The sequence below is a fragment of the Rhodococcus sp. Q genome, assembly GCF_005503035.1.
In the GTDB taxonomy this organism is placed as follows: Bacteria; Actinomycetota; Actinomycetes; order Mycobacteriales; family Mycobacteriaceae; genus Rhodococcus_G.
Genome location: NZ_SCOY01000005.1, coordinates 28,165 through 50,866 on the forward strand (window position 1 = coordinate 28,165; position 22,702 = coordinate 50,866).

Genomic DNA, 22,702 nt, shown 5'->3' on the forward strand with positions numbered 1-22,702 from the left:
GGGGGAGTTCGCCGCGGGAGACGCGGCGCGGGATTCGGCGCTGGGAGGCGGTTGCGCTCGCAGGGCTCCTCGTCGCCGTCGCGGGCGCAGCGGGGATCGTGCTGAGCCAGCAGCCGGACGGTGCTTCCACGGTGTCCGCGGAGTCCAATCCGTTCGAGCAGGCTCGCCGCGAGGGCGTGCAGGACCTGCTGAACCGGTGGGCCAAAGCCGTCCGATCGGGTGATGATGCCGCGTTGGCGGCACTGTTCGACGCGGGCGCCGCGCCCGAGTTCCTGGCCGCGGAGGTGCGTCGGTCGCGCAACCTGGCAGGGGTGCCGTTGGCGGACTGGGGCTACGAAATCGGCTCCGGCCCAGAGACTCCGGTCCCCGGAGACATCGCCGAGCGCCTACAGGCCACCGACGTGTGGGCGCCGCACGTCCTCCTCAGGTACGGGATCGCGGGCGCCGACACGGCCTCGACCCGCAAGCCCGTCTCGCTCGTCGTGGCGCGGCGCGGCGAGGAGTGGAAGCTCGTCTCGGACGGCGCACTGCCTCAGTACGACCGGAGCACCTGGCGTGGCCCCTGGGACTTCGGGCCCGTCGTGGCACGGTCCGTGCCGACCGATGGCGGCGTGTCCGTGGTGCTCGGCCACCCGTGGCAGCAGGACCGCGTCGACGCCATCGCTGCCGAACTCGTCACCGCCGTTCCCGCGGTCACCGAGGTGTGGGGGCCGCAGTGGCCACGCCGAGCACTGGTACTCGTCACTGCGGGCCAGGAGGAGTTCACCGAACAGGTGGGCCATCAGCACAGTGGCTCGGACATCGCCGCCGTCGCGGTGTCCGATGCGGTGACGCCGGGGTCGGACACCGTAACCGGTCAGCGAATCGTGTTCAGCCCCACCGCGGGAGAGCGTCTCACGGAGGCGAGCAGGCGGGCGGTGCTCCGGCACGAGTTGACGCACGTCGCGGCCAGGTCGACCACCGTCGACGGGTCCCCGATGTGGGTTCTCGAAGGGTTCGCCGACTACGTCGGTCACCGCGGTTCCGGTTCCGACGTCGTCGACGTCGCACCGACGGTGTCCGCCGCGGTCGTGGCACACGGACCGCCGGTTCGCCTTCCCTCCGACGACGATTTCGGGGCAGGCGGCGAGCGGTCGCTCGCGGCCTACGAATCCGCTTGGACCGTAGCCGAATTCGTCGCCGACCGATTCGGCGAGGAAAGCCTGCGGTCGATGTACGGGGAGCTGTCGACCGGGCCTGCGGATCAGGCGACCGTCGAGGAACGGATCCGGTCGTCGATCGGGGTGCCGGCGCAGGAACTGATCGGACAGTGGGGGTCGTGGCTGTCCGACAACGTCCGGTGACCCGACCCCTCTTCCCGCACCGCGTCGACCACCGCCTACCGTGATCGCATGCGCCGAACTCTGCTGGTGACGAACGACTTTCCACCGCGACCGGGCGGCATCCAGTCCTATCTGCAGTCCCTGACGTCCGCGCTGCCCGCGCACGAGCTCATCGTGTACGCCCCCCGCTGGCGCGGTGACAGCCACATCCGGTTCGACGCCGAGCAACCGTTCGAGGTGGTCCGCCATTCCACGACCCTCATGCTGCCCACTCCGCTCGTCGCGCGGAAGGCGGCAAAGCTGGTGCGCAGGCACGATTGCGAGACGGTCTGGTTCGGCGCCGCGGCGCCGCTCGCGTTGCTCGGGCCGCACCTGCGTCGCGCGGGCGCGGACCGCATCGTGGCGAGTACCCACGGTCACGAGGTCGGATGGTCGATGCTGCCCGCGGCACGGCAGTCGCTGCGCCGGATCGGGGACACCACCGACGCCGTCACCTACGTCAGCAAGTACACGCGGCGACGGTTCTCGGCCGCGTTCGGTCCGCGGGCCGGGCTCGAGCACGTTCCGCCCGGCGTGGACAGTGAGACGTTCCGCCCCGACCCCGCGGCCCGAGCGGAGCTGCGGGCCCGGTACGGGCTGGGAGAGCGGCCGACGATCCTGTGCCTGTCGCGGCTCGTGCCGCGCAAGGGGCAGGACGTCCTGATTCGTGCGCTGCCGCAGATTCGTCGTGCCATCGACGGTGCAGTGCTGGTGATCGTCGGCGGAGGGCCCTACGAGGAGTCGCTGCGCCGATTGACGCGTTCGGTCGGAGTCGAGGACCACGTGGTGTTCACCGGTGGTGTCCCGTCCGCGGAACTGGCCGCACACCACACGATTGCGGACGTGTTCGCGATGCCGTGCCGCACGCGCGGTGCAGGGCTGGACGTCGAGGGCCTCGGGATCGTGTACCTGGAGGCCTCGGCGTCGGGTGTTCCGGTCATCGCGGGAGCCTCGGGTGGCGCCCCGGAAACGGTGCGCGAGGGCGAGACCGGCCATGTCGTGAACGGCCGCTCGGTGTCGGCGGTGGCGGAGTCGGTGATCTCGGTGCTCGAGGATCGTGACCGCGCGGCCGCGATGGGTGTCGCGGGGCGGGCCTGGGTCGCGGAGCAGTGGCGCTGGGACGTGCTCGCCGCGAAGCTCGCGTCGCTGCTGTAGGCGCTTCGCGCCGTGAGTCCTTTCGCCCGCACGGGGCGAAAGGACTCACGGGCGGCGGACCCACTACCGGCTGTAGATCGCCTCGATCGCGGCGCCGTGGTTCTGCAGGATGATGTTGCGCTTGAGCTTGAGGGTCGGCGTCAGTTCGCCGGTCTCCTCGGTGAAGTCGAGCGGCAGGATGCGGTACTTCTTGATCGACTCGGCGGCCGAGACGAGCTTGTTCGCCTCGGCGATGGCCTCGTCGATCTCCGCGATCAGGTCGACGTCGGCGATCAGGCTCTCGATGGTCGCATCGGAGGCCTTCTCGTTGCGCTCGAGCCAGCCCGGCCATGCCTCCGGATCGATGGTGATCAGTGCGCCGATGAACGGCTTCTGGTCGCCGACGACGAGGGCCTGGCTGATCAGCGGGTGCGCCCGCAGGTGATCCTCGAGGCCCGCGGGGGCGACGTTCTTGCCGCCCGCGGTGACGATGATCTCCTTCTTGCGACCGGTGATGCTCAGGTAGCCCTCGGTGTCGAGCGAACCGAGGTCGCCGGTGTGGAACCAGCCGTCCTCGATGGCGTCCTTCGTGGCGGCCTCGTTCTTCCAGTACTCGGTGAACACGACCGGGCCCTTGAGCAGGATCTCGCCGTCCTCGGCGATGCGAACGGAGTTGCCTGCCAACGGCTTTCCGACGGTACCGACCTTCTGGTTGCCGGGGGAGTTGACGGTGATCGCGGCAGTGGTCTCGGTGAGGCCGTAGCCCTCGTAGATGGTGACGCCCAGGCCGCGGAAGAAGTGACCGAGTCGCGCGCCGAGCGGCGCACCGCCGGAGATGGCGAGCTGGCACTGGCCACCGAGGGCCGCCTTGAGCTTGCCGTAGACCAGCTTGTCGAAGACGGTGTGCTTGAGATTCAGGAAGAAGCCCGCGCCGCCGGTGTCCTGGGCCTGGCTCCACTCGACCGCGACCTCGGCGGCCGCGTCGAAGATCTTGCCCTTGCCTTCGCTGTGCGCTTTCTGCCGGGCGGTGTTGTAGACCTTCTCGAACACGCGCGGCACCGACAGGATGAAGTCGGGCTTGAACTCGCCGAAGATCGCGACGATGTTCTTCGTGTCCGACGTGTGGCCGACGGTGGTGCCCGCGTTGAACGCGGCGAGGCTCACGGCCCGAGCGAGGACGTGCGCGAGCGGCAGGAACATCAGATTGCGTCGCCCGGGCTGCAGCAGCACCCCGAAGCCGGACGTGGCGATGGCGTTCGACTCCGCGATGAGGTTCGAGTGCGTGAGCATGCAACCCTTGGGGCGTCCGGTGGTGCCGGAGGTGTAGATCAGGGTGGCGGGGTCGGACGCCTTCAGCGCTGCCGTGCGGGCGCGCACCTCGTCGTCGGCGATGTCGGCGCCGCGCTCGACGAGGGTCGCGATCGCACCGGGCTCGTCGTCACCGGGTTCGATCTGCAGGACCGTCGTCAGGCCGGGGAAGTCGCCGACGACGCCGGCGACGGTGTTCGTGTGGGTGGCGTTCTCGACGATCAGGGCCACCGCGGCGGAGTCCTGGAGGATCCAGCGGACCTGCTCGGCGGAGGAGGTCTCGTAGACCGGGACGGTCACGCCGCCTGCCGACCAGATCGCGAAGTCGAGGATCGGCCACTCGTAGCGGGTGCCGGACATGAGGGCGACGCGGTCGCCCGGCCCGACGCCGGACGCGATCAGGCCCTTGGCGACGGCGGTGACCGTCTCGGCGATCTCGCGGGCGGTCACGTCCACCCACGTGCCGCCCGTCCGCCGCTTGAAGAGAGCAAGCGTCGGGTTCTTCTCGGCGTGGGCGTACACCGCGTCGACAGCGGATCCGTCGTCGGGAACGGTGAAGTTGAGGGGGACACTGAACTCACGCACGTGAGGCCTCCGACCTGAAAGAATACTGACGAGTAGGTTGTGCTCTTCTCACTGTAAACCCTCGAGGATGCGACCTGCGCCACGTCGATCGCGGGTGATGTGTGAAGCTGTCCGGGTGAGCAGCATTCAGGTCGCAGACCAGACGTTCATCGCGGCGGCGCCCGAGCGCGTCGCCGAGTGTCTGTCGGCGCAGCGCAAATGGGGCCGTTGGTGGCCGGACCTCCGCCTCGACGTGCGGGAGGACCGCGCCGAGAAGGGGATTCGCTGGACCGTCGGCGGTGCGCTCACCGGGACGATGGAGGTCTGGCTCGAGCCCGAGCTGGACGGCACGATCGTCCACTACTTCCTGCACGCCGAACCGGCAGGTGTGGCGGCCGGAGACGTTGCGTCCCTCGACCTCGCCGGAATGAACCACGCTCGCAGGCTCGCGGGCAAGGTCGTCACGTTCGAGGCGAAGCGGGAGCTCGAGGCAGGCCGCCCCGCCGGAGAGTCGCCGCAGTCCAGCTGACGCCGCGGCGTGGGTGACGGCGCGAGGAAAGGGAACGTTCTCGGATGTCGGAGAAGACCAAGAGGTCGATCACGATCGCGGCACCGCCGGGCCGCGTGATGGACGTGATCGCGGACTACGACAGCTACCCGGAATGGGTCGCGGCCGCGAAGTCGGTCGAGGTCCTCGACGTCGGGCCGTCGGGTCGTGCCCACCGGGTGCGATTCGTGCTGGACGCCGGGATGGTCAAGGACACCTACGTTCTCGAGTTCCGGTGGGCCGAAGACGGTCGCGCGGTGTCGTGGGAACTGGTTTCCGGCGAGATCCAGAAGGCGCAGTCCGGGTCGTACCTGCTCGCGCCGCAGCCCGACGGGTCGACCCTGGTCACCTACGAACTGACGGTGGACCTCACGATTCCGATGATCGGGCTGTTCAAACGCAAGGCGGAGAAGGCGATCACGGACACCGCGCTCAACGAGCTCAAGAAGAGGGTGGAGGGCTGAGCCCGCGGGAGGCCGACGCGCATCCGAGGGTGCAGTTCGTCGTCGGCAAGGGAGGCGTCGGCAAGTCGACCGTCGCGGCCGTCACCGCGGTGGCCGCTGCGCGTTCGGGTGCCCGGGTACTCGTCGTCTCGCTCGACCCGTCGCATTCGCTCGCGACGGTGTTCGGTGTCGACGCGAGGCCCGGCGGCGCGGACGCGATCCACGACGTCCCGGGGTTGACCGCAGGCGCGATCGCGATGCTCGAACTCGACACCCGCGCTCTGCTCGAGCGCAGGCTCACGACGCTCGCGGCCCTCGTGCCGGCGGGCGGCGACCACGACCACACCTCGCCGCTCTCGCTTCCCGAACCGGAGGAATTGACGGGGCTGCCGCTGGCCGAGGAACTGCTCGGGCTCGCGGAGGTGACGAGGCTCGCCGACGGCGGCGACTGGGACCTGGTCGTCGTGGACTGTCCCGCGACCGCGGACAGCGTGCGACTGCTGACGGTCGCCGATCTGGTAGCGGACGGCGTCGAGCGGATCTGGCCGCGGCACGCGCGCGTCACCCTGGGGCAGGGTGCCGCGCAGTGGCAGCTCGTGACGGCGTTGCTCGTCGACCGTCTCGTCGAGTCGACGGCGCCGATCCGTGCGCTGCTGACGGACCCGCAGCGGTGCGGCGTCCGGTTGGTGACGGAGCCGAGGAGGGTCGCCGCCGCGGAGGTACGGCGGACGATCACCGTGCTGGCGCTCCTGGGTGTTCACGTCGACGACGTCGTTGTCAACGGTGTACTCCCGCAGACTGATTCGAGTGCGGATCCGGACGAGGTCGACGACTCCGGATCGCAGTCGGGCCGGTGGTACGCCCGCCGCAGCAGCGAACAGTCCGCCGTCGTGGCGGAACTGCGTGCGGCTCTGTCGGACCCGCCGATTCGGGTGGTCCACGACGACGGCGGCGAGCCGGTAGGGTTGGGCGCTCTCGGGGTCGTCGCCGACGACGCCTTTCCGGACGGAGTCGATCCCGCACCCGCGGACGGTTCGACGCGCCTGGTGTCGACGGTGGAACTCGAATCGGAAGTGGGGGTGGACTCGGTGTACGCGTTGCGGATTCCGCTGCCCCTCGTCGACCCCGCGACCGTGACGCTCGGACGCGTCGGCGACGACCTGCTCGTCGGCGCCGCCGGAGTGCGGCGGCGGTGGCCACTGGCGTCGGTGCTGAAACGGTGCGACGCGATCGGCGCGGGCGTCGAAGGGCAGGATCTCGTGGTGCGGTTCCGGCCGAATCCGGAGGTATGGCCGCAGTGACCGCCGACCACGCCGCGCTGATGGCCGAACTCCGGGCGATCGCGCTGGCCGCGCTCGACCGCCTCGAGCCGATCCTCGAACGTGCGGCGCAGGCCGCCTCGGAGTCGACACACGACGGCCCGCAGCAGGATCCGGGCACCGAGACCGCCGGCGATGCCGCGGGGGGAACCTCTGGTTGCTCGTGGTGCCCGGTGTGCGCGCTCGTCGCCCTCGTCAGGGGCGAACCGCACGATCTGGTGACACTGGTGAGCACGCAGATCGCGGCACTGCTTGCGCTGGTCCGGGCGCTGCTGGCCGAGTACGACGGCGGCGACGGTCCCGACGGCGGGGGTTCGGATGGTGACCCGCAGGCGACGCGGAGTCGCGCCTTCGTCCCGATCCAGGTCCGGATCGAGGACAATCCCGAAGCATGACGACAGCGCGCGGAACCGGCCTGACGATCGGCGTCGACGTCGGAGGCACCAGCATCCGCGCGGCCGTGGTCGACTCCGGCGGCGACGTCCTCGACACGGCGCAGGCTCCGACGCCGAGGTCGGCGAGCGCACTGGAGGACGCCCTCGACCGCACGCTCCGCGAACTGATCGGCCGCAACGCGGTCGACGCGGTCGGGCTCGCGGTCGCCGGCTTCGTCTCGCAGGACCGCAGGGTCGTGAGGTTCGCCCCGCACCTGCCGTGGGTGGAGGTGGAGGTGGCCCGAGAACTCGGTGGCCGCCTCGGGCTCCCGGTCGTGCTCGAGCACGACGCGAACGCAGCGGCGTGGGCCGAGCGCCGCTTCGGTGCCGCGACCGGCGGCGGCAACGTCGTCACGGTCGCGATCGGCACCGGTATCGGTGCCGCGTTGCTGGTGGACGGCGAGTTGTACCGCGGCAGCTTCGGAGTGGCGCCGGAACTCGGGCACCTCCAGGTGGTGCCGGACGGCAGGCCCTGCTCGTGCGGGAAACGCGGCTGCTGGGAACGCTATTGCAGCGGAACCGCGTTGGTGGAGACGGCGATCGAACTGCTCGCCGCCGACCCGTCCGGCTCGACGGTGCTCGCCGCGGAGGTCGCTCGCGATCCGGGATCGCTCACGGGGCGCCGGATCGCCGGGGCGGCCAGGGACGGAGACGTGGTCGCGACACGGACGATGGCGGACTTCGCACGGTGGCTCGGACTCGGGCTGGCGATGGTCGCGGACGTCTTCGATCCGGAGTTGATCGTGATCGCCGGTGGCGTCGCGAGTTCGGCGGGCCTGTTCCTCGACGATGCGCGGGAGCACTACGCCCGAGCGCTCACGGGGGCGGGACATCGTCCACTCGCCCGGATCCGCCCGACCCAACTCGGTGAGGCCGCGGCGATGGTCGGGGCCGCGGATCTGGCCCGCACGCGGATGTGACCGTCGACACCACTGGCGTGTCGTCGTGTGGTCGCGCACACGGGGCGTCGGTACAGTTCGCGACACCGGATGTGTCGTCCGGGTCGGGAGGCGAGCATGTGGTACTGGCTCTTCAAATATGTTCTTCTCGGCCCCGTTCTGTTCGCCCTCGGCAGGCCCCGAATCGAAGGGGCGGAACACCTTCCGGCGCACGGACCGGCGATCCTCGCGAGCAATCACCAGGCGGTGATGGACTCGTTCTACCTGCCGCTGCGGGCGCCGCGGCGCATCACCTTCCTCGCGAAGAGCGAGTACTTCACCGGCCCCGGGCTCAAGGGTCGATTCCAGAAGTGGTTCTTCACCGCGGTCGGGCAGGTACCCATCGACCGCACCGGCGCCGACGCCGCGGCCGACGCGCTGGCCGCGGGACTGCGGGTACTCGGTGACGGCAATCTGCTCGGCATCTACCCGGAGGGCACACGCTCCCCGGACGGACGGCTCTACAAGGGCAAGACCGGCATGGCCCGGATGGCCCTCTGGTCGGGTGTGCCCGTGATCCCGGTCGCGATGATCGGCACCGCGAAACTCAATCCCATCGGATCCCGCTTTCCGCGACCGGCGAAGATCGTGGTCCGGATCGGTGAGCCGATCGACTTCTCGCGTTTCAACGGGATGGCGGGCAACCGCTTCGTCGAGCGAGCCGTCACCGACGAGGTGATGTACAAGCTGATGCAACTCTCCGGACAGGAGTACGTCGACGTCTACGCGGCGTCGCTGAAGACGTCCGACCCGAAGGCGCAGGCGCCGACCACACCGAAGCGCGCCGTCGCGGAGAAGTGATCGGTGTGTGGCTGATCAGGGTGTGGTGACGGGATCGGCGACGGGCCGCTCCGCGGCAGGCATCGACGTCCGAGCGGGCAGTCGGACCACCGCGAGCAACACGAGCGTCGCGACGCCCCACCAGACGTACGACGACGCCAGCACCTGGTCGAGGATCGGCCAGTCGAGGCCGCTGGACCGGCCGGGTGTGAGCCGCCAGTGCGGGGCGACGACCATCAGCGCGATGCCTGCGAGCGTCCACCCGGCCCACAGCGCCCGCCGCTTCGGTTCCTGCTCCGCCCGGCCGATCGCGAGGTGACCGAACGCCATCAGCAGCGGGACCACCCACACCCAGTGGTGAGACCAAGACACCGGCGACGCCAGCAGTCCGAGGACCGCCACCGACGACACCGCGAGCACGAGGTGACCGGACGCGAGCACGCGCCGGACCGCGATCACCGTGAGAACGAGGGCGAGCGCGCAGAGCGCCAGCCACACGACGGATCGAACCGAACCGTCGAGCCCGAGGCGGGCCAGCATGCCGTTGATCGACTGGTTCGCCGGATACGCAGGCCGGCCGATGCGGCCGGAGTCGAGGAGCGTGTCCGTCCAGTACTGCTTCGCGTCGTCGAACGTCACGAGGAATCCGAGTGCGGTTCCGCCGAGGAAGCCGATGCCCGTGGTGATCGTGGCGCGGAAGTCCTTGCGCAGCAAGAAGTACAGCACGAACACCGCGGGGGTCAGCTTGATCGCGGCCACCAGCCCGACGAGCAGTCCGCGCGGCCACGGCGTCCTGGGAAGCAGGCAGTCCGCCGCCACCAGCGCCATCAGCACGATGTTGACCTGCCCGTAGTCGAGCGTCGAGTACACGGGCTCGAGGAGCAACGCGCCCGCGAACACGGACACCGCCGTCCATGTCGCCGTCGCGCGGTCGACGATCCCGAGTGAGCGGAGCGTCAGGGCGACGGTGCCGAACAGTGCCGCCAGCGAGATCGCGGTCAGTACGACGCTCGCCTGTTCCAGGCTGATCAGCGACAGCGGACTGAACACGATCGCGGCGAGCGGGGGATAGGTGAAGGGCAGTGCGCTGCCGATCTCGGTCGGCGGCATCGCGCCGTACAGTGCGAGGCCGTCCACGAGGGCGGTTCCGCCGAGTCGGTAGACGTCGAGGTCGATGCGGTAGTGGGCGGCGAACTCACGTAGCGGTGGGAACCCGACGAGGTTGTATGCGATTCCGATCAGTGCGGCGACCGTCGCCGCGATCCGCAGCATCGCCCCTGCCGGGGTCGCCGCGGGCGGCAGCCAACTGCGTCGAGGTGATGCGGACTGGTCGGCGTCGACCTGCGCAGCGGCTGTCGCGGGGTCGCGGGGAGTCGGCACCAAGTCATCCTTCGGTTCGGGGGCGGTCGCGTCACCAGTGTGCCGGGCGCATAAGGTGCCCGTCGTGCGCTACTTCTACGACTGCGAGTTCATCGAGGATGGTCGCACAATCGACCTGGTATCCATCGGCGTGGCCGCCGAGGACGGCCGAGAGTTCTATGCGGTGTCCACCGAGTTCGACGCGTCCCGCGCTGGAAAGTGGGTTCGCAGCAATGTGCTCCCGAAGCTGCCGCCGCGGTCGTCCCCGGCGTGGCGCAGCCGCGAGAAGATTCGCGACGACCTGCTGAAGTTCCTGATCCCGCGGCCCGGCATCGTGCCCGAACTGTGGGCGTGGGTGGCCGCGTACGACCACGTCGCCCTGTGCCAGTTGTGGGGTGACATGACGGCGTTGCCGCAGTCGATGCCGCGGTTCACGAGGGAACTCAAGCAGTACTGGGAGGACGGCGGCAGGCCTGCGTTGCCGCCCGCGCCGACCGACGCGCACGACGCGCTCGCCGACGCCCGCCACAACCTGGTGAAGTTCGAGGCCATCCGTCGGGCCCAGATGCTGCGCTGACCGACCGGCCCGCCCGGTCACGGGAGGGCGACAATCGCACCCACCCGTGTCGGTCGTCACCGCGACCGAATATCCTGGATCGGTGAACTGGACTGTCGACGTGCCGATCGACCGCTTGCCCGAACTGCCGCCGCTGCCCGCGGCGCTGCGAACGAAGCTGGACGAGGCGCTGAGCAAGCCCGCCGCGCAGCAGCCGTCGTGGCCCGCCGACCAGGCTGCCGCGATGCGCACCGTTCTCGAAAGCGTCCCGCCGATCACGGTGGCCAGCGAGGTCGAAGACCTGCAGAACCAGCTGGCGAGCGTGGCTCGCGGCGAGGCGTTCCTGCTGCAGGGCGGTGACTGCGCGGAGACGTTCGCAGACAACACCGAACCGCACATCAAGGGGAACATCCGCACCCTGCTGCAGATGGCCGTCGTGCTCACGTACGGCGCCTCGCTCCCGGTCGTGAAGGTCGCTCGGATCGCCGGTCAGTACGCGAAGCCGCGCTCGTCCGACACCGACGCGCTCGGTCTGCAGTCGTACCGCGGCGACATGGTCAACTCGATCGTCGCCGACGCCGCGGTCCGCGCGCACGACCCGTCGCGTCTGGTTCGCGCGTACGCGAACGCGAGTGCCGCGATGAACCTGGTCCGCGCGATCACCGCGGCAGGCGAGGCCGACCTGCACCGCGTGCACGACTGGAACCGTGAGTTCGTGTCGTCGTCGCCCGCAGGCGCACGGTACGAGGCACTCGCCGCCGAGATCGACCGCGGCCTGCGGTTCATGGACGCGTGTGGCGTCGTCGACCCGAACCTGAAGGCCGCGAAGATCTTCGCCAGCCACGAGGCCCTCGTCCTCGACTACGAGCGCGCGATGCTGCGTCTCGACAACACCGGGGACCATCCCAAGCTGTACGACCTGTCGGCGCACTTCCTGTGGATCGGCGACCGTACCCGCCAGCTCGACGGCGCGCACATCGCGTTCGCGGAGCTGATGGCCAACCCGATCGGCCTGAAGATCGGCCCGTCCACCACGCCGGAGATGGCCGTCGAGTACGTGGAGCGCCTCGATCCGACGGGTAAGCCGGGCCGCCTGACGCTGATCTCCCGGATGGGCAACGGCAAGGTGCGCGACCTGCTGCCCGGGATCATCGAGAAGGTCCAGGCCACCGGACACCAGGTGATCTGGCAGTGCGACCCCATGCACGGCAACACGCACGAGTCGTCAACCGGGTACAAGACCCGCCACTTCGACCGCGTCGTCGACGAGGTGCAGGGCTTCTTCGAGGTGCACAACGCTCTGGGCACGCACCCGGGCGGCATCCACGTGGAGCTCACGGGCGAGGACGTCACCGAGTGCCTCGGCGGTGCTCAGGACATCTCCGACGTCGACCTGTCGGGACGCTACGAGACGGCGTGCGACCCTCGCCTGAACACCCAGCAGTCCCTCGAGCTCGCGTTCCTGGTCGCCGAAATGCTGCGTGGCTGAACGATTTTCAGTTGACCCTCGGCCCGTCCCGGTTTCTCCGGGGCGGGCCGAGGTGCGTCTCGGGCCGACGGTGTCGGCGCCCGGCGTTATGGTCGCGGTGATCGATGAATCCCACACCGAGAGTGAGGCACGCATCATGAAGATCACCGAACCGCAGCTCGGCGCACCCTGCTGGTCCGAACTGGGCACCACCGACCTGGCCGCCGCGGGCGCGTTCTACTCGGAACTGTTGGGCTGGACCCCGGGCGAGCCCAGCGCGGACGCGGGCGGCTACACGAGAATGCTCCTCGACGGCGACCCGGTGGCCGCAACCAGCCCGCTGTACCAGGAGGGACAGCCGGTCGCCTGGACCGTGTCGATCGCGGTCGCGGACGCCGACGCCACCGCGGCGAAGGCGACTGCGGCCGGAGGAACTGTGATCGCCCCTCCGATGGACGTGTTCGACCTCGGTCGGTTCGCGGTCCTCGCGGACCCGGCGGGCGCGGTGTTCTCCGTGTGGCAGGCCCGCGGATTCGCAGGTGCCGCGCGGCGCGACGAGACCGGCGCACTGTGTTGGATCGAGCTGCGTACCCGCGACACCGCCGCCGCGCAGGCGTTCTACGCCGAGGTGTTCGGCTGGTCCGTCAACGCCGGCGACGGCTACACCCAGTTCGGGCTGGAGGGCGCCGATTTCGGCGGCATGATGGCGATGGGACCGGATTTTCCGGAGGGCATCCCGCCGCATTGGGCGCTCTACTTCGGTGTGGACGACGTGGACGCGTCGGCGGCGAAGGCCACCGAGCTCGGTGGCATGGTGCACGTCCCCGGCACCGACATCCCCGGCACCGGCCGGTTCGCGGTGCTCACCGACCCGCAGGGCGGGGCATTCGCGATCTACACCCCGCAGTCCTGATCGGAACCCGCTAGATCGGCGCAGACCACGCCGGGTAGACGAAGTGGCCCGGTCCGCCGCCCGGCAGTGACGACCCGGTGACGTTCGGCAGGTTCGCGGGCAACTGCACCAGCTTGTGCGGGTTGCCGTAGCGGTCGGCCTGCCAGCACTCCAGCAGCACGCCGTGGAAGGCGGTGCACACGATGCGGGTGCTGTTGCCGTACGGCGACGTCAGCCGATCCTGGTTGACGAACGGATTCCAGTACGCGGGGTTGTCCGGCGTCAGGAAGTCCGACTTCTCGAACGGGACGAGCGGAGTCGGGTAGTCCGGCACCGTCGGCCAGGCGTCCGCGGCGTGGGCGGCGGTCGGTGCGGCGAGAACGGCGACCGTGGCCATCGGTACGACAGCCGCCCGGGCGAACCGACGAGAGTGGACTGCGGGCATCGGTACTCCTTCGGTCAACTTCCTGTGGTCCAGAGCGGGTACACGAAGTGCTTGGCGCCTCCGCCGGGTCGCCCGTCGGGGAACAGGGCCGGGAAGTTCATCGGCAGTGCCCGCAGCTTGTGCGGATTGCCGTCCCTGTCCGCCTGCCAGCACTCCAGCAGCACGCCGCGCCAGGAGCTGCACACGATGCGGGTGCTCGTGCCGTAGGGCGACGTGAGTCGGCTCTGGTCGACCAGTGGGTTCCAGTAGTCGAGGTCGGTGGGAGTGAGGAACCCACTGGTCTCGTACAGGGAACTGAAGTAGTCCTTCTGGTCCGGCCAGGCGTCCGCCGCGTGGGCGGTAGCGGGAACAGCGAGCGCGGCCGAGGCCAGTAGGCCGGCGAGCCACATCGAGCGACGGGGCATCGGGCCTCCTCGGGACGTGTGTCCTGTGTGTCGTGGGAGATGAGGCGCGCGTTACCAGGTGTTCGTCAGGGCAGGGCTGTCAGCGTCACGGTGCCGCCCGGCTCGATTCGCTCACCGACACCGGGATTCTGCGCGACCACGAGCGACTTGTCGGACTTCGAGACGCGCCGGATCTCCACGTCGAGGCCGAGGCGTTCGAGCTCGTCCCGGGCCGATTTGACGGTGCGTCCCAGCATCGACGGCATCTTCACCGCGGTCGACACCGTCAACGTCACACTCGATCCGGCGCCGACGGTGGTGCCCGGTGCCGGATCGGAGCCGACCACGTCGCCCGCGTCGACATCCTCGTCAAAGACCTCGCGGGTGTCGGACACGGCGATTCCCAGCGCATCGAGTTCGGCGCGGGCCTGATCGACGGTCTTGCCCTGCAGATCCGGCACCTCGACCGGCGGTGACCCCTTGCTGCGCAGGACCTTCACCTCGGATCCGACGGGGAGTTCGGTGCCGGGGCCGGGGTCGAGGGCGGCGACGGACCCGACCGGGGCGTTGGTGCTGAACGCCTCACCGCCGTCGACGGGGACGAACGTCCGGGACCGGAGGGCGTCCTCGACGGCGGCGATGTCGGCCCCGACGGACAGGCTGGGGACGGTGGGTTTGCCGAGCGATACGAGCAGCGCCACCGATCCGTCGCGCGGCACCCGGGCACCCGTGTCGGGGTCGGTGCCGAGGAGCGTGTCGACGGCCACGGTGTCCGAGTACTCGCCGCGGATCTCCGTCGTCAGTCCCGCGGCCTCGATCGTGGCCGTTGCCCCAGCCCGGTTCATCCCTTCCACGGACGGCACCGACGTGTAGCGACCGGAGCCGAGCCACCAGCCCCCCAGCCCGACGAGAGCTGCCAGGAGGACGATCACGGTCAACCAGATCACCATCGACCGCCGGGACCGGAGCCGGTCGGCAGCGAAATCGGGGAATTCGTACCCGCGCGGTTCCGGATGGTCGTCCGGTGCGGCCGGATCCATCGGATCGAGGGGCCAGTCCTCGCGGTGTGTCAGCTGGGTGACGGCCTTCGTCGGCTGCGGCGTGACGTGCTCGACCGCGGGATGCGCGACGACGGTGGTCGGCGCGGCGGTGGAGACCGTCGGTGCCGCGGCCCCCGGCACCTCGGTGGCCGTGGTGGCCGCCGCGACCTGCATCGCCGCACTCAGGTGCTGGGCGGAGCGTCGGGGGGCGGGTACTCGGTAGTCGGGCAGGTTGAGCTGTCGGGCCGCGCCCTGCAGCGCGGCACTCATCTCGCCCGCGTGTGCGAACCGGTCCTCGGGGTTGCGGGCAGTGGCCTGGAGAACGATCTGGTCGAACTCGGGGGGCACGCCGGGGATCATCGAACTCGGTGCCGGGACGTCGGTGTTGATCCGCTGGTAGGCGATCGACAAGGACGTGTCGCCGGTGAACGGCGTTCGACCGGTGAGCGTTTCGAACAGCATGAGGCCCGTGGCGTAGACGTCGCTGCGGGGATCGGCGTAGCCGGAGGTGACCTGCTCGGGCGACAGGTACGCGGCGGTGCCGAGGATGACGCTCGACGAGGTGACGTTGGACGCCGCGACCGCGCGAACCAGGCCGAAATCGGCGATCTTCACCTCACCCGCGTCCGAGATCAGGATGTTCTCCGGCTTGACGTCGCGGTGCACCAGTCCGGCGCGGTGCGCGACGGCGAGGGCATCGAGCACCGGGCGGACCACCGCCGTCGACGCATGCGGTGGCATCGGTCCGCGTTCACGGAGCAGTTCCCGCAGCGTTCCGCCCGCGACCAGCTCCATCACGAGGAAGACGTGTTCGCCGTCGACGCCCTGGTCGTGGACGGCAACGAGGCCGGGATGGCTCAGTCGGGCCACGGCTCGGGCCTCGAACTCGAATCGGGACAGGAACTGCGGGTCCTGCGCGAACTGCGGGTCCATGACCTTGATCGCGACCGGCCTGTCCAACCTCAGGTCCATGCCGCGGTAGACCGTGGACATGCCGCCGCGCGCGATCGGGGCGTCCACCCGATAGCGTCGCTCGAGCAGCTCGCCGATGAGCCGCTGATCGCCTGCCCCCACCCGGAGTTACCTCGCTTCTCGTGATGCTGCCCGCAGGCAGGTCGACGCCGCCCGCAGGCGGTCCTGTGCGATCGATCGTAGCCAGCGCGGTCACCCGTCGGCCGAACCCGATACCGTAGCGGGTGTGAGTGCCATTCCGTACACCGACGACGTCCTCGATCCCAGCGTCTCGCTCCTGCAGTTGCCCGACGTGGCCAAGGTCCTCGGTCTCGTGGTCACACGAGTCCATCAGATGCTGCGCGACGGCGAGCTGATCGCGATCCGGCGTGACGGCATCATCTCCGTGCCCGAGGACTTCTTCTCCGACGAGGGCGTCGTCCGGATGCTTCCCGGCCTGCTGAGCGTCCTGCGCGACGGCGGGTACACCGACGTCGAAATCCTTCGCTGGCTGTTCACCGAGGACGACACGTTGCCGGGGACTCCGGTCGCCGCCCTGCACACCGACTCGGCGCGCGAAGTGGTCCGGCGCGCACAGGCAATGGCCTTCTGACCCTGTTCGACGCCTGTCCACCGGCGTAACGTCACGCCGGTGGACAGCCTTGCAGGCAAGGTCGTACTGATCACCGGCGCAGCGCGCGGCATCGGTGAAGAGGTGGCCCGGCGGCTGCACCGCCGCGGCGCCCGACTCGTTCTCGTCGACCTCGACGAGGTTCCCCTGAACGCTCTGGCCGCCGAACTCGGGGACCGGGTGGCGACCGCCGTCGCCGATGTCACGGATCTGCGGTCGATGGACGCCGCGGTGGCGACGGGAGTCGACGCGTTCGGGGGACTCGACGTCGTGGTCGCCAATGCGGGAATCTGCAGCTACGGCTCCGTCCTCGCCGTCGACCCGGCGGCGTTCAGGCGGGTGATCGACGTCAACCTGGTCGGCGCATTCCACACCGTTCGCGCAGCCCTGCCCTCGATCATCGACAGCCGGGGCTACGTACTCGTCGTGTCGTCGGCTGCGGCCTATGCCCCGGCCCCGGGCATGGCCGCGTACGACGCCTCGAAAGCGGGAGTCGAACACCTCGCGAACGCCCTGCGCCTCGAGGTCGCCCATCGCGGCGTCGACGTCGGGTCCGCGCACATGGCGTGGATCGACACCCCGCTCGTGCGGGAGGCGAAGGCGGACCTCGAATCGTTCAGGACGATGCTCGGTTCGCTGCCCGGTCCCCTGAGCAGGACGACGTCGGTGCAGGAGTGCGGGAAGCGGTTCGAGAAGGGCATCGCCAAGCGGTCCCGACACATCGACGTCCCGGGCTGGGTCGCATGGCTGCGGCGGTTGCGTCCGATACTGCAGTCGCGGCTCGGGGAGCGTGACACCCGACGGACGGCCGCAGTGCTCGTGCCGCAGGGAGACGCCGAGGTCGAGGCGCTCGGACGATCCGTCAGTGCCCGGACCCGCGCCCTCGGCGACGGTCACACGGCCGGCTGACGCCGTCCTGTGAGGGCTGCCGCGACGATCGCGGCACGCCTGCGCCGCGGCACCACCACCCGCCGCTGGAGCACCGGGAAACCACCTCGTTCGATCTCGTCGAGGATCGCCGCGTACAGCTCGAACGCGGCGATCATCCCGGGCCGCACGCGTGGGGACAGCATCGCCAGGCCGGGTTCGGCGAGGCGGTACCAGTGTCGGTTGACCGCGATCAGGTGCGCGAGGGCGCGGTCGACTCGCGGATCCCGACGGCCGCGGTCGCGGCACGCGCGGAGCAGGTCCGCGTCGACGCCGAACGCGGCGAGCTCGTCTGCCGGGAGGTAGACGCGACCCCGGTCGAGGTCCTCGCCGACGTCGCGCAGAAAGTTCGTCAGCTGGAACGCCTCGCCGAGCGTTGCGGCCGCAGGTTCCGCCTCGGCGGTCGCGACCACGGTGCCGAGGACGGGCAGCATCTGCAGTCCGATCGCCGCCGCAGACCCGTGCATGTACTCGCGCAGGGCTGTCATCGTCGGATAGGTGGCCCGAAAGTGGGGAGCGCCGGGCAGGTCCATGCGCATCGCGGTGAGGAACGAGGCGAAGTGAGCGGGGTCGATGCGGTACCGGGTGATTGTGTCGGCGACGGCCCGCACCACGGACCGGGTGCTCGTCGCGTCGCCGGCCAGCGCCGCCGCCAGTTCCGTCTCGATGCGGTCGAGCTCCGCGAGACGCGCGGCGGGGGAGTCGGCGGAGGTGTCCACGACGTCGTCGACGGTCCGGGCGAATCCGTACAGGGCGTGGACGGCGGGCCGGTCGCGGCCGGGAAGCAGTCGCGTCGCGAGGTGGTAGCTCTTGCCGTGGTGGGCGGCGAGCTGCCTGCAGTACCGGTACGCGGCGTCCAGGTCGGGGTCGGCCTGCGGTAGGCCCACGGCGGTCACGTCAGTCACTGGTCGCGGTGACGACGGCGGCCGCCGGAGCGTTCGCCTTCGCGGTCCGCACCGATCGCAGTCGCAGGGGATCGACCACGACGAGTGAGCGTCCCGCCACCACGGCCGCGAACGTCGCGAGCAGGACGTGCGGCAGCGAGTACAGGCCGATGGACCCGTCGGGCTGGAACACCAGCATGAGCCACGTGGACAGGCCCACGAGCCACGCCAGGGTGGTCGTGGACATCGCGAAGCCCGCGGCGACGGCGAGCGGCCACGAGTAGTACCAGGGCAGCGCGGCAGGGGACAGCAGCACGATCACGACCAGCGCGACGAGGATGCCCAGCACGGCCTGCTTCTCGGTCCTGCGGAAGTGCCACCAGATCGCGACCAGCGCCACCACCATGACCAGCGCGGAGATCGCGCGTGTCACCTCGAGCACCGGTCCGAGACGCAGTCCGGTCGCCCACGACGTCGAGACGGTCACGATGTGCGCGAGGATCGTCGGAACCGACAGCCAGTTGATGATCTTCGCCGAACCCTGCAGCGCGGTCAGCCACCCGAGCCCGACCCCGGCGATCAGCGAGCAGACCGCGAATACGGCCGCGAAGACACCGAAACCGGCGCCCGCGGTCCGGGCGAACAGCATGACGGGCGACGCCGGTTCGCGTCCCTCGTCGCGCGCCTTCTCGCGTTCGTGGATCATCCAGATCCACACGACGAACGGCAGCGCGATCCCCGCCATCGCCTTCACCGCGACGCCGAGGGCGATGACCGCGATGCCCGCGACATGCCTGCGTTCGAGCGCGAGAACGATCCCCGCGACCATGAGGCCGACCATGAGCAGTTCGTTGTGCACGCCGCCGACCAGGTGGATCAGGACGAGCGGATTGAGAACGGCCAGCCAGAGGGCGGTCGCCGGGTCGCCGCCGAGGTGGCGTGCGAGTTTCGGCAGCGCCCACATCATCAGAGCCAGACCCGGAAGCATGGTCAGGCGCAACAGCATCGTGCCCGCGATGACGTTGTCGCCGGTCACGGTGGTGATGCCCTGCCCGAGGAGCAGCGAGACCGGACCGTACGGCGCCGTCGTGGTCGTCCACACGTTGCTGACGTTGTCGAGCAGGACGCCCGGATTGGCGACGGGCCCGACGGCGTAGGGGTCGTACCCGTCCCGGAGCAGTGCGCCCTGGGCGAGGTACGAGTAGGCGTCCCGGCTGAACAGCGGGACCGCCAGCAGCAAGGGCGCGGTCTGTGCGGCGATCACCCAGCGCAGTTCCCGCACGTCCACGAGCCCGGCTCGAACGTTGCGACCGATCCGCACCCAGGCCGCGATCATCAGCAGGACGCCGATCCAGACGATCAGGCCGGACAGGATCAGGCCGTGTCCGAAGCGCAGCCACGACAGATACATCGATTCGAGCAGTGGATCGCGGCGGCGTACGGCACCGGAGCCGAAGCTGCCGAAGGTGATCATCACCGCACCGACGACTCCGAGGATCGCGGCGTGGCCTGCGTCACTGCGGAGGAAACGGCCGCGTGGGGCCGACACAGGCAGGGGGGCTGACATCGGTTGCGGATCTCCCCCCGAATCGGCGTGCGGCAGCCACCGGCGTCGGAGCGGTGGAACAGTGTCGGCCACAGAGTTTAGTAGGTGTTCGGCCGGACCCGGGAATTGTGCCGACGCGTAGCTGTTCACCTGGCGTTTCGTCTCCGGTCACGCGCACGCGATGCGGGCAGCTGCGAGTTTGCCCGACAACAGAACCGTCGGTACCCCGACTCCCGGGGTTGTTCCGCAGCCGGCGAGCACGACGTTCTCGGCGCCGGTGTCGAGGTTGCCGCGTCGGAACGGGCCGGTCTGGACGAACAGGTGCGCGGCGGCGAACGGTGAGCCGTCCGCCATGCCCTTGGCCGCCCACGTGAGCGGGGTGTCGAGGAGATCGACGCGGAAGTGCTCGGCGATCCCGGTGTAGCCGCGCGACTCCAGCAGCGCCAGCAACTCCCGGACGTACGGTTCGCCGAGAGCGGCCCAGTCGAGACGGGCGCTGCGCAGGTTGGGGCACGGGGCGAGTACGGAGAGCGGTTCGTGCAGTTCGCCGTCGCGGGTGAGCCGCAGGGCCGGGTCGGTGCAGGCGGGCCGGGTGAGCAGCAGTGACGGGTCGCTCATCAGTCGGCCACGACCGGCGCGCGCGGTGATCTCCCTGAAGGTGCGCGACCACGCGTCGCCGAAGTCGATGGTGTGGTGTCCGCTGTCACGCCACTGCTGCGCGACCGCGACCGGGACGGTGCCGTGCGCGACGACCGCGGACGGGGAGTGCCGGACCGGCCGGCGCGGCAGCCGTCTGCGGGGGAGCAGGGACTCGGCAGAACCGAGGTCGGCGGTGACGACGACGGCGTCGGCGTCGAAGACCCGTCCGTCCGCGGCTCGCACCGCCGCGGCGCGATCCCCGTCGTAGTCGATCGAGGCGGCCTCCGTATCCAGTTCGATCCGACCGCCCGCATCGGTCAGCGCCGACGCCATCGCCTCGGCGACCCGACGCATGCCGCCTTCGGGGAAGTACACGCCGGTCGAGGTGTCCATGTGGGCGATCGCGCCGTACACGCCGAGAGCCCGGGACGGCGCGACGCCGGCGTAGAGGGCCTGGAAGGTGAAGATCCGCTGCAGCCGCGGATCGTGCACCAGGCGGGCGACCTGAGGGCCGAGTCGGCCGAACCCGCGGTGTCGCACCAGCGTCACCAGGTCGCGGCGCGCGGACGACGAGCGAACCAGGTCGAGTGGCGAATCGAAGTTCGCGTCCATGAAGCTGTCGAAGTCGGCGTCGAAGATCGTGGCCAGCCAGGCCCGCAGCCGGCGGTATCGGGTGCTCTCCTCGGGTCCGCAGACCCGCGTGATCTCGTCGGCCATCGCGTCCTCGTCGGCGTGCACGCGCAGCGCGGACCCGTCCGCGAATCGAGCGTGGTACGACGGGTCGAGACGGTGGATGCGCAGCGGTGGGGTCACGGATCCGGCAGTGGCGCCGACTGCGGCGAGAGCCTCGTCGACCAGGTCGGGCATCGTGAGAACCGTTGCACCGCTGTCGATGTCGTATCCCGGGCCGTGGAACACCCCGACCCGGCCGCCGACGCTGTCGTCGCGCTCGAGGACCGTCACCTCGCGTCCCGATCCGCGCAGGTGCAGGGCAGCGGCGAGCCCGGCGAGGCCGGCGCCGACGACGACGACGCGGTCGGTGGGCCCGGGAACCGTGCGAACCATCAGGCGCTGCGTCTGCCGACCGCGACGGCCATCGCCCGCAGTTCGTCCTTCGCGGCCGCGGTCGCCGTCGACGCGTCCAGTGCACGCAACCCGGCCGCGGTGAGGTCGTCGATACGCGCCTGCACGGCGTCCACTGCGCCGACGTCGGTGATGACCTGCCGCATCCGCTGCACCTGATCGTCCGTCAGATCGGCGCCGATACCGCGGCGCAGGAAGTCCGCGGTCCCCGGATCGGACGCGTCCGCGCGCACCAGGGCTTCGGCGAACAGCACCGTGCGCTTGCCCTCCCGCAAGTCGTCACCGGACGGCTTCCCGGTCACCGCCGGGTCCCCGAAGACCCCGAGCAGGTCGTCCTGGAGTTGGAACGCGATACCGATGTCGGTGCCGAACTCCCGGTACGCCGCGATCAGCGCGTCGTCGGCGCCGGCCAGCGCGGCACCGAGATGCAGTGGCCGCTCGATCGTGTACGCCGCGGTCTTGTAGCGGTTGATCCGCAGGGCCGCCGCCACCGACTCGTCGCCCGTGACCTCCGTGCTGATGTCGAGGTACTGCCCGCCGAGGACCTCGGTGCGCATAGCCGACCACACCGGCGCGATCCGGGCCTGCGCCGCGGCGTCGACGCCGGATTCGCGGACCATGTCGTCGGCCCAGGAGAGGGCGAGGTCGCCGAGCAGGATGGCGACGGACTCGCCGAACTTCCCGGGGTCTCCGGCCCAGCCGCCGACGGAGTGCCGGTGCGCGAACTCGACGTGCAGCGTCGGGAAACCGCGGCGGGTTGCCGAGGAGTCGATGATGTCGTCGTGCACGAGTGCGCACGCCTGGACCAGTTCGAGGGCCGCGCACGCGCGGAGCACCGCGTCGGCGTCCCGGCCGTTCGGGTCGCCACCCGCGCCGAGCCAGCCTGTCCACGCGAACGCCGGCCGCACCCGCTTACCGCCCCGCAGGACGAACGCCTCCAGAGTCGCCGTCGCGTCCGTGAACGTGCCGCCGACCGCCTCGGTCAGGGGACGACGGGACTCGAAGAAGCCGCGCAATGCCGCCTCGACAGCCGGCAGTGGAGAGATGGTCGGGCCGGGAGGGGTGGTCAT

At 70.2% G+C, this 22,702-nt stretch carries 22 protein-coding genes; 13 read left to right on the forward strand and 9 right to left on the reverse strand.

What is annotated here, in order from left to right; translation table 11 throughout:
- Positions 1 to 32 precede the first annotated feature (32 nt).
- Complete coding sequence (locus FFS72_RS07140; protein WP_137873498.1) at positions 33 to 1,343, forward strand: hypothetical protein; 1,311 nt, start codon at positions 33 to 35, stop codon at positions 1,341 to 1,343.
- Between the two features lie 48 nt (positions 1,344 to 1,391).
- Positions 1,392 to 2,516 (forward strand): glycosyltransferase family 4 protein, encoded by a 1,125-nt coding sequence (locus FFS72_RS07145; protein WP_137873292.1) that lies wholly within the window; start codon positions 1,392 to 1,394, stop codon positions 2,514 to 2,516.
- A gap of 63 nt (positions 2,517 to 2,579) precedes the next feature.
- On the opposite strand, the gene FFS72_RS07150 is transcribed toward FFS72_RS07145, so the two are convergent.
- Positions 2,580 to 4,388 carry an AMP-dependent synthetase/ligase gene (locus tag FFS72_RS07150; RefSeq protein ID WP_137873293.1) on the reverse strand — a complete coding sequence of 603 codons (1,809 nt, stop codon included), beginning with the start codon at positions 4,386 to 4,388 and terminating at the stop codon, positions 2,580 to 2,582.
- A 115-nt stretch (positions 4,389 to 4,503) separates the two neighbouring features.
- Here FFS72_RS07150 and FFS72_RS07155 point away from each other — a divergent pair, with 115 nt between their 5' ends.
- The 6 genes from FFS72_RS07155 to FFS72_RS07180 all read left to right on the forward strand — a co-directional run bounded on the left by FFS72_RS07155 (position 4,504) and on the right by FFS72_RS07180 (position 8,849).
- Positions 4,504 to 4,896, forward strand: coding sequence for a polyketide cyclase / dehydrase and lipid transport (locus FFS72_RS07155; protein ID WP_137873294.1), 393 nt, complete (start codon positions 4,504 to 4,506; stop codon positions 4,894 to 4,896).
- 44 nt (positions 4,897 to 4,940) lie between these two features.
- Positions 4,941 to 5,378 (forward strand): SRPBCC family protein, encoded by a 438-nt coding sequence (locus FFS72_RS07160; RefSeq protein ID WP_050065004.1) that lies wholly within the window; start codon positions 4,941 to 4,943, stop codon positions 5,376 to 5,378.
- Between the two features lie 29 nt (positions 5,379 to 5,407).
- Entirely contained in the window at positions 5,408 to 6,658 is a 1,251-nt protein-coding gene (locus tag FFS72_RS07165) for an ArsA family ATPase (RefSeq protein ID WP_171018590.1), read from the forward strand.
- Complete coding sequence (locus tag FFS72_RS07170) at positions 6,646 to 7,071, forward strand: hypothetical protein (RefSeq protein WP_137873296.1); 426 nt, start codon at positions 6,646 to 6,648, stop codon at positions 7,069 to 7,071. Before FFS72_RS07165 ends, FFS72_RS07170 begins: the two co-directional genes overlap by 13 nt.
- Positions 7,068 to 8,030, forward strand: coding sequence for an ROK family protein (locus tag FFS72_RS07175; protein ID WP_137873297.1), 963 nt, complete (start codon positions 7,068 to 7,070; stop codon positions 8,028 to 8,030). The genes FFS72_RS07170 and FFS72_RS07175 overlap by 4 nt, the downstream gene beginning before the upstream one ends.
- Positions 8,031 to 8,126: 96 nt before the next feature.
- The gene (locus FFS72_RS07180) at positions 8,127 to 8,849 is read left to right on the forward strand and encodes a lysophospholipid acyltransferase family protein (protein ID WP_137873298.1); all 723 of its coding nucleotides are present in this window, start codon (positions 8,127 to 8,129) and stop codon (positions 8,847 to 8,849) included.
- A gap of 15 nt (positions 8,850 to 8,864) precedes the next feature.
- On the opposite strand, the gene FFS72_RS07185 is transcribed toward FFS72_RS07180, so the two are convergent.
- Positions 8,865 to 10,208 (reverse strand): glycosyltransferase 87 family protein, encoded by a 1,344-nt coding sequence (locus FFS72_RS07185; RefSeq protein WP_249353173.1) that lies wholly within the window; start codon positions 10,206 to 10,208, stop codon positions 8,865 to 8,867.
- A 64-nt stretch (positions 10,209 to 10,272) separates the two neighbouring features.
- On the opposite strand from FFS72_RS07185, the gene FFS72_RS07190 reads away from it, so the two are divergent.
- The 3 genes from FFS72_RS07190 (at position 10,273) to FFS72_RS07200 (ending at position 13,124) form a co-directional block, all read left to right on the forward strand.
- A complete protein-coding gene (locus FFS72_RS07190; RefSeq protein ID WP_137873299.1) occupies positions 10,273 to 10,764 on the forward strand; it encodes a polyadenylate-specific 3'-exoribonuclease AS in 492 nt (163 codons plus the stop codon).
- Positions 10,765 to 10,846: 82 nt separating this feature from the next.
- Positions 10,847 to 12,232 (forward strand): class II 3-deoxy-7-phosphoheptulonate synthase, encoded by a 1,386-nt coding sequence (locus FFS72_RS07195; RefSeq protein WP_137873300.1) that lies wholly within the window; start codon positions 10,847 to 10,849, stop codon positions 12,230 to 12,232.
- A 136-nt stretch (positions 12,233 to 12,368) separates the two neighbouring features.
- A complete protein-coding gene (locus FFS72_RS07200; RefSeq protein WP_137873301.1) occupies positions 12,369 to 13,124 on the forward strand; it encodes a VOC family protein in 756 nt (251 codons plus the stop codon).
- 10 nt (positions 13,125 to 13,134) lie between these two features.
- Here the strand turns inward: FFS72_RS07200 and FFS72_RS07205 are convergent, their stop codons facing one another.
- The 3 genes from FFS72_RS07205 to pknB all read right to left on the reverse strand — a co-directional run bounded on the left by FFS72_RS07205 (position 13,135) and on the right by pknB (position 16,045).
- Positions 13,135 to 13,548 (reverse strand): hypothetical protein, encoded by a 414-nt coding sequence (locus FFS72_RS07205; RefSeq protein ID WP_137873302.1) that lies wholly within the window; start codon positions 13,546 to 13,548, stop codon positions 13,135 to 13,137.
- Positions 13,549 to 13,562: 14 nt separating this feature from the next.
- Positions 13,563 to 13,952, reverse strand: a complete 390-nt coding sequence (locus FFS72_RS07210; protein ID WP_137873303.1) for a hypothetical protein — start codon at positions 13,950 to 13,952, stop codon at positions 13,563 to 13,565.
- 65 nt (positions 13,953 to 14,017) lie between these two features.
- On the reverse strand, positions 14,018 to 16,045 hold the full coding sequence (gene pknB / locus FFS72_RS07215) for a Stk1 family PASTA domain-containing Ser/Thr kinase (RefSeq protein ID WP_137873304.1): 2,028 nt from the start codon (positions 16,043 to 16,045) through the stop codon (positions 14,018 to 14,020).
- A 124-nt stretch (positions 16,046 to 16,169) separates the two neighbouring features.
- On the opposite strand from pknB, the gene FFS72_RS07220 reads away from it, so the two are divergent.
- Both FFS72_RS07220 and FFS72_RS07225 read left to right on the forward strand, forming a co-directional pair.
- Positions 16,170 to 16,535 (forward strand): Rv2175c family DNA-binding protein, encoded by a 366-nt coding sequence (locus FFS72_RS07220; protein ID WP_137873305.1) that lies wholly within the window; start codon positions 16,170 to 16,172, stop codon positions 16,533 to 16,535.
- A 39-nt stretch (positions 16,536 to 16,574) separates the two neighbouring features.
- Positions 16,575 to 17,462, forward strand: coding sequence for an SDR family oxidoreductase (locus FFS72_RS07225; protein ID WP_137873306.1), 888 nt, complete (start codon positions 16,575 to 16,577; stop codon positions 17,460 to 17,462).
- Here the strand turns inward: FFS72_RS07225 and FFS72_RS07230 are convergent.
- The 4 genes from FFS72_RS07230 to FFS72_RS07245 all read right to left on the reverse strand — a co-directional run bounded on the left by FFS72_RS07230 (position 17,447) and on the right by FFS72_RS07245 (position 22,702).
- Entirely contained in the window at positions 17,447 to 18,367 is a 921-nt protein-coding gene (locus tag FFS72_RS07230; protein ID WP_137873500.1) for a phytoene/squalene synthase family protein, read from the reverse strand. The genes FFS72_RS07225 and FFS72_RS07230 overlap by 16 nt on opposite strands.
- A gap of 10 nt (positions 18,368 to 18,377) precedes the next feature.
- Positions 18,378 to 19,931: an alpha-(1->6)-mannopyranosyltransferase A gene (locus FFS72_RS07235; protein WP_137873307.1), complete on the reverse strand. Its 1,554-nt coding sequence runs from the start codon at positions 19,929 to 19,931 to the stop codon at positions 18,378 to 18,380.
- A 147-nt stretch (positions 19,932 to 20,078) separates the two neighbouring features.
- The gene (gene crtI / locus FFS72_RS07240; RefSeq protein WP_137873308.1) at positions 20,079 to 21,614 is read right to left on the reverse strand and encodes a phytoene desaturase family protein; all 1,536 of its coding nucleotides are present in this window, start codon (positions 21,612 to 21,614) and stop codon (positions 20,079 to 20,081) included.
- The gene (locus FFS72_RS07245) at positions 21,614 to 22,702 is read right to left on the reverse strand and encodes a polyprenyl synthetase family protein (RefSeq protein ID WP_137873309.1); all 1,089 of its coding nucleotides are present in this window, start codon (positions 22,700 to 22,702) and stop codon (positions 21,614 to 21,616) included. Before FFS72_RS07245 ends, crtI begins: the two co-directional genes overlap by 1 nt.